The 12,230-nt window shown below is 68.7% G+C and carries 9 protein-coding genes; 2 read left to right on the top strand and 7 right to left on the bottom strand.

The window, feature by feature from the left end; genetic code table 11:
• Positions 1–224: 224 nt before the first annotated feature.
• Positions 225–944, top strand: a complete 720-nt coding sequence (locus AC1RRR_RS25290) for a Crp/Fnr family transcriptional regulator (protein WP_492817327.1) — start codon at positions 225–227, stop codon at positions 942–944.
• Between the two features lie 43 nt (positions 945–987).
• Here the strand turns inward: AC1RRR_RS25290 and pyk are convergent, their stop codons facing one another.
• The 3 genes from pyk to AC1RRR_RS25275 all read right to left on the bottom strand — a co-directional run bounded on the left by pyk (position 988) and on the right by AC1RRR_RS25275 (position 6,262).
• A complete protein-coding gene (gene pyk / locus AC1RRR_RS25285; protein WP_492817325.1) occupies positions 988–2,418 on the bottom strand; it encodes a pyruvate kinase in 1,431 nt (476 codons plus the stop codon).
• Between the two features lie 22 nt (positions 2,419–2,440).
• Positions 2,441–4,924, bottom strand: coding sequence for a glycoside hydrolase family 3 protein (locus AC1RRR_RS25280; RefSeq protein ID WP_492817323.1), 2,484 nt, complete (start codon positions 4,922–4,924; stop codon positions 2,441–2,443).
• A 321-nt stretch (positions 4,925–5,245) separates the two neighbouring features.
• A complete protein-coding gene (locus tag AC1RRR_RS25275; protein ID WP_492817321.1) occupies positions 5,246–6,262 on the bottom strand; it encodes a LacI family DNA-binding transcriptional regulator in 1,017 nt (338 codons plus the stop codon).
• Between the two features lie 158 nt (positions 6,263–6,420).
• Between AC1RRR_RS25275 and AC1RRR_RS25270 the strand changes: the two genes are divergently transcribed.
• Positions 6,421–7,197 carry a hypothetical protein gene (locus tag AC1RRR_RS25270; RefSeq protein ID WP_492817319.1) on the top strand — a complete coding sequence of 259 codons (777 nt, stop codon included), beginning with the start codon at positions 6,421–6,423 and terminating at the stop codon, positions 7,195–7,197.
• On the opposite strand, the gene glk is transcribed toward AC1RRR_RS25270, so the two are convergent.
• From glk to zwf, 4 genes are read right to left on the bottom strand one after another with little or no spacing between them, the layout of a single operon-like run.
• Complete coding sequence (glk, locus tag AC1RRR_RS25265; RefSeq protein ID WP_492817317.1) at positions 7,194–8,189, bottom strand: glucokinase; 996 nt, start codon at positions 8,187–8,189, stop codon at positions 7,194–7,196. The genes AC1RRR_RS25270 and glk overlap by 4 nt on opposite strands.
• Before the next feature lie 14 nt (positions 8,190–8,203).
• Positions 8,204–10,006 carry a phosphogluconate dehydratase gene (gene edd / locus AC1RRR_RS25260; RefSeq protein WP_492817315.1) on the bottom strand — a complete coding sequence of 601 codons (1,803 nt, stop codon included), beginning with the start codon at positions 10,004–10,006 and terminating at the stop codon, positions 8,204–8,206.
• A 5-nt stretch (positions 10,007–10,011) separates the two neighbouring features.
• Complete coding sequence (gene pgl, locus AC1RRR_RS25255; protein ID WP_492817313.1) at positions 10,012–10,698, bottom strand: 6-phosphogluconolactonase; 687 nt, start codon at positions 10,696–10,698, stop codon at positions 10,012–10,014.
• Between the two features lie 4 nt (positions 10,699–10,702).
• The gene (zwf, locus tag AC1RRR_RS25250; RefSeq protein ID WP_492817311.1) at positions 10,703–12,166 is read right to left on the bottom strand and encodes a glucose-6-phosphate dehydrogenase; all 1,464 of its coding nucleotides are present in this window, start codon (positions 12,164–12,166) and stop codon (positions 10,703–10,705) included.
• Positions 12,167–12,230 lie beyond the last annotated feature (64 nt).

Here is a 12,230-nt window from a genome sequence, read left to right as displayed (position 1 = left end):
CCCATCCTAGATGATCTCAGGTTGAGGACCGCCTAGACTGAGCAGTTATGTCGGGAACCCGACAAACTGATAGCATGTCAAATGATCGACACCCACAAAGAGTTCGCCGGACTCTTTTGTTTTTGCTCCGCTCCTGACTGGATTGTGTCGGCTAAGCGACGGCGCGGCCCAGCTGTCCCACCTATAGCTTGCAACCCTTGCCGTGAGACGGCGTTCGATTCGTCATGACTGGGCCGTTGGCGACCTTGAAGAACCGCTTGCTTTCCGCATTGCCGTCCGAAGACAGGGCCCTGCTCGCGCCTCATCTTTCCACGGTCGACCTCGAGAAGGGCCGCCTGCTCTATGATCCGGGCGACCTGATCGATCACGTCTATTTCCCGACCGACTGTATCATCTCGCTGATGACGCTGATGGAGAACGGCGCGGCCATCGAGTCCGCCACCATCGGTCGCGAAGGGGCGCTGGGCCTGATGGCCGCCGTGGCTCCGCGCCAGTCGCTGAGCCGCGCCATCGTCCAGGCCCCCGGCTCGGCTCTGCGCATCGCCTCAGGTCCTCTGCACGAGGCCTGGAGTCGCAGCGCCGCCCTGCGCGACCTGGTCGACCGTCACAACGAGGCCCTGTTCGGTCACGCCATCCAGTCGGTGGCCTGCAACGCCCTGCACGCGGTCGAGGCGCGCTTCTGCCGCTGGCTGCTGTCGTGCCACGACCGCCTGGACAGCAACACGATCAGCCTGACCCAGGAGTTCCTGGCCGACATGCTGGGCGTCCAGCGCACCACCGTCACGGCCGTCGCCGGCTCGCTGCAGGCCAAGGGCCTGATCCGTTATCGCCGAGGCGTGGTGGACATCCTGGACCGCGTGGGCCTCGAGGCCATGACCTGCGAGTGCTACGGCGCGGTGCGTCGGGGCTACCAGCGGCTGCTGCCGGCGTCGTTCGCCCCATAAAGAAAATCCCGGGCCTTGGCCCGGGATCTCCGCTTTCAGTTGGTTATCGCCGACGCGCCGGCGCAGGCGCATGCGCCAACCGCAGCAGGTTCGCCGCGCCCGGGGCGCCGAACGGCGTGCCCGCGACGACCAGCAGGCGTTCGCCCGGCGCCACGAGACCCAGCTCCAAGGCCTTGCTCGAGGCGTCCGTCGTGACGACCTCAAGGCTGTCCGGCTGAGCGCTGACGCGCGGCTCGATGCCCCAGCACAGGGCCATGCGGCGCACGGCGTTGATGTCCGGCGACAGGGCCAGAACCGGCTGCAGCGGGCGTTCGCGCGACAGGCGGCGGGCGGTCGCGCCCGTGGTGGTGAAGGCCACCAGGCACTTGGTCGAGCCCGACTTGGCGGCGCCGGCGGCGGCGACCACCAGCACGTCGGCGTCGTCGTCGTCGTGCTTTTGCTCGGCCTGCATCAGTTCGGGCCAGCGCGGGTCGCGTTCGACGCGCTCGATGATGCGGTTCATCATCGACACCGACTCTTCGGGATATTCGCCGGCGGCGGACTCGGCCGACAGCATCACCGCGTCCGCGCCTTCATAGACGGCGTTGGCGACGTCCGAGGCCTCGGCGCGGGTCGGGGTCGGCGAGCTGATCATCGACTCCAGCATCTGGGTCGCGACGATCACCGGGATGCCGCGCGCGCGCGCCTCCCGCAGGATTTCCTTCTGGGCCACCGGCACTTCTTCCGGAGCCATTTCGACGCCCAGGTCGCCACGGGCGACCATGACGCCGTCGCAGAGGTCCATGATCGGGCCCAGCACCTTCAGGGCCTGGGGCTTTTCGATCTTGGCCAGCACGGCGGCGCGGCCTTCGACGATGCGGCGCAGCTCGGCCATGTCTTCCGGCGCCTGCACGAACGACAGGGCGATCCAGTCGACGCCCAGGCGCAGGGCGAAGGCCAGGTCCTCGCGGTCCTTCGGCGTCAGGGGCGACATCGGGATGACGACGTCCGGCACCGCCACGCCCTTGCGCTCCGACAGCTTGCCGCCGTTCGAGACGGTGGTGTTGGCATAGCCCGGACCGGCGTCGGTCACGACCATGCGCAGCTTGCCGTCGTCCAGCAGCAGCGTGGCGCCCGGCCGCATGGCGGTCAGGATCTCGGGGTGCGGCAGGTGGACCCGCGTCTCGTCGCCCGGGGTCGGGTCGTTGTCGAAGCGGAAGGCCTGGCCGGGCTTCAGCATCACCGGACCGTTGGCGAACTTGCCGACGCGCAGCTTGGGACCCTGCAGGTCGGCCAGGATGCCCAGCGGCCTCCCCACGGTCTTCTCGGCCTCGCGGATCGCCGCATAGACGGCCGCGTGGGTCTCGTGCGCCCCGTGGCTGAAGTTCAGGCGGAAGACGTCAGCCCCGGCCTTGGCCAGGGTGACGATCATTTCGGGCGAGCTCGACGCGGGGCCAATCGTGGCGACGATGCGAGAGCGACGGGCGCGGATCATGCCGTCGCTCCTTCTTTTTGGGTCAGCTTGGCGGACAGAAGGCGTCGCCCTCGTTGGAGGCCAGTCTGATTTCGGTGAATGACAGAGTCATGCGTCCGGCGGTGGACAGCGAGAACGGGGACGAAACATGCGTCACGTCCGCGCCCTTGGCCTTGAAGCAGGAAAGTTTGATCTTGGCCGTACGCCATTCGCCGAGTTTCGCACCTGACAACGTTGACGTTACGTCTACCGTCGCCCCGCAGGATTCGCCACAGGCGATCCCTAAGGAAACCGGTTTCCCTGGGGACGCATCCACCCTGTAGCGGATCGAAATCGCCATGTCGCCGGTGGTCTGGCGTGACAGATCCACAGGCGGGCCAGCGATGGTAACGGTCCCATCCCCCTCGCCGCTCCAGGTTGCCTGGCGTGCGTTTTCTTGAGCGCCCGCGTCGACTGTTTTCAGTGAGATGGCCCCGCCCACGTTCAAGGTCCAAGGCGCGGGAACGTGGCCAGCGACAAAGTAGCGGTCGGCATTGACGGCGGCCGAGGTGGCGCCCGGGTTCTCCGACAGAGCCGCCACCTTGCCGGGCTTGGCGTAGCTCAGGCCATAGCCATAGGCGAACAGCGGATCGTAGCCCACGTCGCCGACATTGATCGGCTCCTGGTCGGCGCGCTTGGGCCAGCTGAACGACAGCTTGCCCGTGAAGTCGTTGCGCGCCTTGCCGGCCGCATCACCGACCAGCACGTCGGCCACGCCGCCGCCTTCCGAGCCCGGCAGCCAGGCCGCCACGAAGGCGTCCGAGGCGTTGATCTCGGGATTGGTCCACATCGGCCGGCCGCTCAGGAACACCGACACCACCGGGATGCCGGCGGCCTTCAGCTTCTTGAGCAAGGCGAGATCGGTCTTGTCCCCCGGTTGGTACTCGGTGCTGGCGACGTCGCCCTGGAACTCGGCATAGGGGTTCTCGCCGAACACCACGATGGCCACGTCGGGCTTCTGCTTGAAGTCACCCGAGGTCGACAGCTCGGCGCTGCCGCCGCCGGCCTTCACCGCCTGCGCGATGCCGCCATAGATCGACTGGCCGTGCGGGAAGTCGCTGTTCTTGTTGCCCGTGCCTTGCCAGGTCAGGGTCCAGCCGCCGGCCGCCTTGCCGATGTCGTCGGCCCCGTCGCCAGCCACCAGCACATGGGCCGAGCTCTTCAGCGGCAGCACGCCGTCGTTCTTCAGCAGCACCAGCGACTTGCGGACCGCCTCGCGGGCCACGGCGCGGTGAGCGGGCGAGCCCAAGAGCTCGTACTTGGCTTCCAGCGGGCGCTTGTTCTCGAACAGGCCCGACTTGACCTTGACCCGCAGGATGCGGCGCACGGCGTCGTCGATGCGGGCTATGGGGATCTGGCCGGATTTCACCTGGGCCAGGGTGTTGTCATACAGGCCCTTCCAGCTGTCGGGGGCCATGATCATGTCCATGCCCGCGATATAGGCCTGGGCGCAGTTGGTGTTGGTGCAGCCCTCGACCTGGCCGTGGGCGTTCCAGTCGCCGACGACGAAGCCCTGGAAGCCCAGACGGCCCTTCAGCACGTCGGTCACCAGGCTCTTGTTGCCGGTGTGCTTGACCCCGTGCCAGCTGGAGAACGAGACCATCACCGACAGGATGCCGGCGTCGATGGCGGGCGGATAACCGGCCGCGTGCAGGCGGACCAGATCGGCCTCGGAGATCTGGGCGTCGCCCTGGTCCTTGCCGCCTTCCGTGCCGCCATCGGCCAGGAAGTGCTTGGCCGAGCCGGCCACGTGGGCCGCGCCTAGCGGCTTGCCGGCGACCAGCGGCCCTTGCAGGCCCAGGGTCATCGGGCCGGCATAGCTCTTCACCACCTCCGGATCCTCGGCATAGCCCTCGTAGGCGCGGCCCCAGCGCTCGTCGCGGGGCACGGCCACGGTGGGGCCGAAGGTCCAGTCGGCGCCGGTGGCGACCATCTCCTCGGCCGTCGCCTCGCCGATGCGGCGGATCAGGTCGGGATCGCGCGCCGCGCCCAGGCCGATATTGTGCGGGAAGATCGTCGCGCCCACGACGTTGTTGTGGCCGTGCACGGCGTCGACGCCGAACATGATCGGGATCTCCTGGTGGCCGCCGCGCGGCTCCAGCGCCGCGGCGCGGAAGGCGCGGATCCACTCGACCCAGCGCTGGGGCGTGGCGCGGTCGTTGCCGTCCGGGGCGCTGTTGCCGCCGACCAGCACCGAGCCCAGGCGGTATGTCTTGAGCTCCTCCGGCGTGATCGAGGCGCCGTCGGCCTGGATGGTCTGGGCGACCTTCTCCTCGACGGTCATCTGGCCCATCAGCTTGGTGATGAAGGCCTCGGTCTTGGCGTCAGTGATCGCGGCGGGGCTGGCGGCCTTGGGCCACATCTCCGGATGGGCCGTGGCGGCGCCAGAAACCTGTGTGTTGGCCTGGGCCGAGGCGACACCCGCCAGACCTGCGGCGAGGATCAGGGTCAGCGCCGAGGCGGCGGCGAGACGGCCGTATGCGGACATGGTGTTTCCCAGGATACGCCCGCCCCCCTGGCGGACCATGTGAACTCGAAAAGCGCTCGACGCGGCGCTTGCGGGATAACCGCGCCGAGCGAAAGAGAAGCGGTTCAGGGCCGCTTGGAGGGGAGTGATCGTGCGCACAGGATGGCGCGACGGACGCTGGTCCGGTCAGGCGAGGTCATGGCGTTTCCTCCTGACGCCGCCTTACCGTGGGCGACCGTCTTGATCACTCCGATCTCACGTCGATCGGACAGCGCTGTCAAGGACAATATGATTGCGGTAACATCGATTACATCCCTGAAGTGCGTCTGACGCGGCCCCCTCTTAAGAGATTGGACCCGTGGATTCCCGAACCACCAACTCGAAGTCCAGAAGGCGCGACGGCGGCGGCGCGCCCTCCTCCCGCTCGACGCCGTGCATCAGCATGTCAGCGGCCGCGCCGGCCATGGCGTGGATGGGCTGGCGGACGGTGGTGAGTTGCGGCCAGGTGATCTTGGCGCCCGGCGTGTCGTCGAAGCCGGCCACCGACAGCTGGGCCGGCAGGTCCAGGCGCATGCGGTTGGCCACGGCCATGACGCCCAGCGCCATGTCGTCGTTCGAGGCGAAGATGGCGGTCGGGCGATCGGCGCCGCCCAGCAGCTTCTCGGCCGCGTCGAAGCCCGAGCGGAACGAGAACCAGCCCTGCTCCACCCGGTCGTCGCGGATCGGCAGGCCCGCGTCGCGCATGGCGTCGATGAAGCCCTGGTGCCGCTGGTGCGAGGCCCCGTGGTCGGGGTGGCCGATGATGAAGCCGATGTCGGTATGGCCCAGCTCGATCAGGTGCTTGGTCATCTCATAGGCGGCCAGGCGGTCGTCCATGCTGACCCACGGGGCGCGGTCGATGTCGCCGCCCGGCGCGATGCGGACATAGGCCACGCCTTCCCGCTCCAGAGCGGCCAGCACCACCGGGTGGTCGCTCAGCGGCGGGGTCAGGATCACCCCGTCCATGCGCAGGGTCGCCAGCATCGGGGCGACCTGGTCCTCGACATCGCCGGTCGAGTCGATCGGCTCGACGATCAGGTGGAAACCCTCCTGCCGGCACCGCGCGATGGCGCCCAGCTGCACGTCGGTGACGTAGCCGGGGCTGGGGTTGTCGAAGAAGACGCCGATCAGATAGGCCTTGGAGCCCGCCAGGCTGCGAGCCGAGATGTTGGGACGATAGTTCAGCGCGGCCACGGCGGCCTGCACCCGGTCGCGGGTGTCGGCCTTGACGTTGGGCTCACGGTTCAGCACCCGCGACACCGTCTTGATCGAGACCCCGCTCTCGCGGGCCACGTCGTGGATCGTGATCTTGGCGCTCAATTCCGTCCCTCGCCGCCCCGATTCGTGCGTTATGGCGGCTACTTAGCCATGACAAGGCTGTCATGGCGAGCCCCCTCTGACACGCCCTAAAACCGCCCCACGGTCGCCCTGCTATCGCGCCGCCGCGTCCATCACGCGCGACGGAGGGGCTGCCACCCATGAAACCACGCGACCTGATGACGGCTGTGGTCGTCGGAGCCTCCCTGGCGGCCCCGTCCCTGGCGGCGGCCCAGTCGTCCATCACGCCCCAGACGATGGGACGACTGGACGTCCTGGGGCGCTTCGCCGCCGCCGCGCCCTTCTGCGAGGCCCTCGGCTACACCCAGACCGATCGCGACGGGCAGGCCTTCTCGCGCGAGATCGCCAAGATCGCCGAGCGTATCGGGGCCAGCCCGCAGGAGGCGCAGGCCGTGGTGGCGGCGTCCAAGGCGCGCGAGACCGCCGAAACGCAAGCCGCGCGCGACCGCGTCCAGGCCAATCTGAAGGATCCCGGCGGCGACAGGGCCCTGCGCGAGTTCGCCGACGGACTGTCCTTCCGCTGCCGCCGCGCGGTCGACGATCCCGTGGGCAGCGTGCTGATGAAATCGCCGGCGGGCGCGATCAGCACCCTGTCGCTGCGCTATGTCGACAGCGAGCTCACGCCCTACGGCCGGGCCGGCTGGCAGTCGCCGTACGTGCTGGCGGGCGGCGACTTGGCCGAGGCGGTCGGCACGTGTGAGGCGCGGGTCAGCCGCGCCCAGGGTCGCGCCTATCTGGCGGAGCTGCGGGATCCGAGCCGTTTCTCGCCCGACATCAACGACACGATCCAGGCCTGGCTCGACGCCAGGATCGCCAAGGGACGCGAGGCCGCCAAGACGACGCCGCCCAGCGCCGCCCAGTGCGGCCAGCTGCTGGCGCGGCGGAAGGCGGCGCTGCTGAAGGCGCCGTTGACCTAGGAGACGGCCGCCCGGCCCTCGGGCGTCAGGGCCACCGCGGCGCCGATCAGCGCCGTGTGCGGGTGCAGGATGACGTGGGTCGGGATCGCCTGGGTGAAGCCCGACAGGCGGCCCTTCTCTTCGAAGCGCGCGCGGAACGGGCTCTTTTCCAGGATATCGATGATGCGGGGCGCGATGCCGCCGGCGATGAACACGCCGCCGCGCGCGCCCAGGGTCAGGGCGATGTCGCCGGCCGTCGAGCCCAGCACCGCGCAGAAACGGTTCACCGTGGCCAGACTGTCGGCGCAGCCTTCGGTCGCGCGTTCGGTGATCTGCTTGGCGGTCAGGGTCTCGACCTTGCGGCCTTCAGCGGCGGCGAGCGCGACGTGCAGGTCTTCCATGCCGGGACCCGACAGGATGCGCTCGACCGAGACGCGGCCGCCGTCCAGTTGCTTGGTCAGGGCGCGCAGCACCTCGATCTCGACCTCGTCCAGCGGCGCGAAGGCGACGTGGCCGCCCTCGGTGGCCAGCGGGATCTCTTGCCCATGACGACGCACCAGGCCGGCGACGCCGAAGCCGGTGCCGGGGCCGAGGATCGCGAGATCCCCTTCGCCAGAGGTCGGCAGATGGCCGATCTGGCGCAGGTCCTTGGGACCCAGGCGCGGCGCGGCCAGGGCCTGGGCGGTGAAGTCGTTGATCAGCTTGGCGTTCCGGAAGCCGCCGGCGCGACGCAGGCTGTCCTCCGAAATCCGCCAGTCCAGGTTGGTCATGTGGACCGAGCCGTGCTCGATCGGACCGGCCACGGCCACCACCGCCTGGTCGGGATGGCGGACGCCGACCTTCTGCAGATAGGCCTCGATGGCGCTCTCGGCCGTGCCGTAGTCCTCGCCCTTATAGGTCGTGGGCTCGATCAGGCGCGGGTCCTGACCGTCGAATTCGACCAGGGCGAAGCGGGCGTTCGTGCCGCCGATATCGCCGACGAGACCCAGACCCGGGCTGTGATTGCCGTCCATAACCTAGCGCTTCCTCAAGCAAAGACGGAGGCGCCGGCGTCGGCCGCGCCGACCCCGCTGCGCATCCATCCAAACAGTTCCCTACCAAAGCCCGGCTTGGACGCCGGGACGTTCGCCGGCGTGCGAGCGCGCAGAACGGCCTCGTCCACCAGGATCTTCAATTCGCCGGTCTCGGCATTGACGCTGATCACGTCGCCGTCCTGGACATAGGCCAGAGGCCCGCCCTTGGCGGCTTCCGGCGTCACGTGGATGGCGGCGGGCGTCTTGCCCGACGCGCCCGACATGCGGCCGTCGGTGACCAGGGCGACCTTGTAGCCGCGGTCCAGCAGCACCGAGATCGACGGCGACAGGTTGTGCAGTTCCGGCATGCCGTTGGCCGACGGCCCTTGGAAGCGGACCACGACGACCACGTCGCGATCCAGCTCGCCGCGCTTGAAGGCGGCGATGAAGTCTTCCTGCTCCTGGAACACGGCGCACGGGGCTTCGATCACGTGGTGCTCGGGCTTCACGGCCGAGATCTTCATGACACCACGACCGAGGTTGCCGGCCATCAGACGCAGGCCGCCCTCCTTGCTGAACGGGTCGGAGACCGGACGCACGATGGCCGTGTCCAGGCTCTCTGCCGCACCCTCGCGCCAGGTCAGGACGCCGTCCTCGAGGTGCGGCTCCTGGGCGTACAGCGACAGGCCCGGACCGGCGATGGTCTGGACGTCTTCGTGCACCAGGCCGGCCTTGAGCAGCTCGCGGATCACGAACGCCATGCCGCCGGCGGCCTGGAAGTGGTTCACGTCGGCCGAGCCGTTCGGATAGACGCGGGCCAGCAAGGGCGTGGCCTTGGAGATGTCGTCCAGGTCCTCCAGCGTCAGCTGGATGCCGCCCGCATGCGCCATGGCGATGATGTGCAAAGCGAGGTTGGTCGAGCCGCCGGTGGCCATCAGGCCGACCACGCCGTTGACGATCGACTTCTCGTCGATCATCCGGCCGACCGGGATGAACTCGTTGCCTTTGTTGGTCACGGCGGCGGCGCGGCGCGCGGCTTCCTTGACCAGGGCTTCACGCAGCGGCGTGTTGGGGTGGACGAAGGCCGAGCCGGGCAGATGGAAGCCCATCAGCTCCATCAGCATCTGGTTGGTGTTGGCCGTGCCGTAGAAGGTGCAGGTGCCGGGGCCGTGATAGCTGGCCTGCTCGGCTTCCAGCAGCTCGGCGCGGCCGACCTTGCCCTCGGCGTAGAGGGCGCGGATGCGGGCCTTCTCGCTGTTGGGCAGGCCCGAGGTCATCGGGCCGGCGGGCACGAACAGGGCCGGCAGGTGGCTGAAGGTCAGGGCGCCCATGACCAGGCCCGGGACGATCTTGTCGCAGACGCCCAGGTACAGGGCCGAGTCGAAGGCGTCGTGGGTCAGGGCGACGGCCGTGGCCATGGCGATGACGTCGCGCGAGAACAGCGACAGCTCCATGCCCGGACGGCCCTGGGTGACGCCATCGCACATGGCCGGCACGCCGCCGGCGAACTGGGCGGTCGCGCCCACTTCACGCGCGGCGACCTTGATCAGCGCCGGATACTCTTCCAGCGGCTGGTGGGCCGACAGCATGTCGTTATAGGCCGAGACGATGCCGATGTTCGGCGCGTTCGGGTCCAGCGCGCGCACCTTGTCGACGCCCGGCGAGGCGGCGAAGGCGTGAGCCCAGTTGGCGCAGGACAGCTTGGCCCGGCCCGGCTGGCTGTCGATCGCGTGCTGCATGTTGGCGAGGTACGCCGCGCGGCTGTCCTTGCTGCGCTCGATGATGCGCGCGGTGACTTCGGCGATGACCGGGTTCATGACGCTTACTCCGCCCAGAGGATGCGGACCTTGGCGCGGTCCTGCTTCAGGATGGCGGCGACCGGCAGGGCCGGATCGACGTCGCCTTCCAACAACGCTTTCTTGGCCGCACCGGTCACCAGCAGCACGATCAAATCGGTGCGGGTCAGGGCGGCCAGGGTCAGGCTCAGGCGCTGGATGTCCGGGGCCGGGTCGCCGGCCGGCACGGCCAGGACCGAGCGCTCGGAGTGCAGGTCCAGCCCGCGCGCCAGCACCGGATTGCCCGGGAACAGCGAGGCGAAGTGGCCGTCAGCGCCCACGCCCAGCAGCACCACGCCGAACGGCGCGGCGGCGTCGACGCCCTCCTGCGCCTTCAGGGCACTCTCTTCGTGGCTGACGCCCTCGAAGAACAGCGGCGCGAACTCAGCCTTCGCGGCCTCGCCCGTCAGCAGGTGACGACGGACCAGGCCTTCGTTGCTGCCCGGATCGGACGGCGGGACGAAGCGCTCGTCGGTCAGGGTGACCGTGATCTTGTCCCAGGGCGCGGTCATGCCGGCCATGCGGTCATAGACAGGGGCCGGCGTCGTGCCGCCGGTGGCGGCAAAGCCCGCCTTGCCGTGGGTGGCGACCGCCGTGGTCAGCGCCCCGACCAGGATCGAGGCGGCGGCGTCATAGAGGTCTTCGCGCGAACCGAAGGTTTCGAACTTGGCCATGACCTTAAGCCTTCCAGGACCGGCCGCCGGGCGAGATCAGCCCCTGCGCCGACTGCGGCCCCCAGGTGCCGGCCGCGTAGTGGGCCGGCTCGACCCCGGCTTCGGCCCAGGCGGCCGAGACGGCGTCGATGAACTTCCAGGCCTGCTCGACCTCGTCACGGCGCACGAACAGCGTGCGGTCGCCGCGGAAGGCGTCCAGGAACAGCTTCTCGTAGGCGATCCGGCGACGGCCGCCGCTCTGGCTGAACGACAGCGACAGCGGCAGCGATTGCAGGCGCATGCCCTCTTCCGACAGACCCGGACGCTTGTTCATCAGCGTCAGGACGATGTTCTCGTCCGGCTGCAGGTCGATGACCAGGCGGTTGGCGCACAGGTCGGTGTCGGTGCCCTTGCCGAAGATGTTATGCGGCAGCGGCTTGAACTGGACGACGATCTGGGTGCGGCGGTCCGGCAGGTTCTTGCCGGTGCGCAGGAAGAACGGCACGCCGTCCCAGCGCCAGTTGTCGATCGCCACCTTCATGGCCACGAAGGTCTCGGTCTTGGTGGGCTTGCCAACTTCCTCGACATAACCCGCGCGGGCCGAGCCCTCGACCACGCCGGCCACGTACTGGCCGCGCACGGTGTCGTGGGCCACGCTCTCCTTGGTGAAGGGGCGCAAGGACCGCAGCACCTTGACCTTCTCGTCGCGGACCGCGTCGGGGTCGAAGCCCGACGGCGCCTCCATGGCGACCAGGCACAGCAGCTGCAGCATATGGTTCTGCACCATGTCCCGCAGCGCGCCGTACTCGTCATAATAGGGCCAGCGGTCGCCGACCTTCTCGGTCTCGGCGATGGTGATCTGCACGTGGTCGATCGTGTTGCGGTCCCACAGGGGCTCGAACAGCACGTTGGCGAAGCGCAGGGCGGTCAGGTTCTGGACCGTTTCCTTGCCCAGATAGTGGTCGATCCGGAAGACCTGGCTTTCGTCGACCACGGCGGCGACGGCGGCGTTCGTGGCCTTGGAGCTCTCCAGGTCGCGACCCAGCGGCTTTTCCAGGATCAGGCGCGCCTTGGGACCGGTCAGGCCGGCGGCTTGCAGCGCCTGGCAGGCCGGGCCGTACAGGCTGGGCGACAGCGAGAAGAAGATCACCAGGTCGCCGTGGGCGCCGATGCGCTCGGCCAGCTTCTTAGTGTCGTCCTCGCTGGTGATGTTGGCGGGCACGTAGTCCAGGCGGGCGGCCAGGCGGTTCCAGGCCGCCTCCTCCACCGTCGCGCGCTTGCCCAGCTGCTCACGAACCAAGGCCTTGTAGCTGGCGGCGTCATGATCCGCGCGAGCAACGCCGATGATCCGCAAGTCGTGCGGCAGCAGTCGATCAAGTTCCAGGAAGTAGAGCGAAGGCAAAAGCATTCGCAGAGCCAGATCCCCCGCGCCGCCCAGCAGCACAAGGACCTCGCGGCCATTCTCGCCGTCTTCTTTCTTCTTAACCAATGTCGTCCACCCTATGACAACGTTGTCATGACATGCCTGCGGCAGAAAGGCAAGCGCTCGACGC

Source organism: Caulobacter sp. GW821-FHT12D05 (assembly GCF_058807295.1).
Note: the sequence above shows the minus strand (reverse complement) of the source record. Positions and strands in the feature narration are given on the sequence as shown.

Coding starts and splice junctions, on each gene's coding strand:
- AC1RRR_RS25290 (WP_492817327.1), top strand. CDS start 225: ATGACTGGGCCGTTGGCGACCTTGAAGAACCGCTTGCTTTCCGCATTG.
- pyk (WP_492817325.1), bottom strand. CDS start 2,418: ATGATCCGCGCCCGTCGCTCTCGCATCGTCGCCACGATTGGCCCCGCG.
- AC1RRR_RS25280 (WP_492817323.1), bottom strand. CDS start 4,924: ATGTCCGCATACGGCCGTCTCGCCGCCGCCTCGGCGCTGACCCTGATC.
- AC1RRR_RS25270 (WP_492817319.1), top strand. CDS start 6,421: ATGAAACCACGCGACCTGATGACGGCTGTGGTCGTCGGAGCCTCCCTG.
- glk (WP_492817317.1), bottom strand. CDS start 8,189: ATGGACGGCAATCACAGCCCGGGTCTGGGTCTCGTCGGCGATATCGGC.
- edd (WP_492817315.1), bottom strand. CDS start 10,006: ATGAACCCGGTCATCGCCGAAGTCACCGCGCGCATCATCGAGCGCAGC.
- pgl (WP_492817313.1), bottom strand. CDS start 10,698: ATGGCCAAGTTCGAAACCTTCGGTTCGCGCGAAGACCTCTATGACGCC.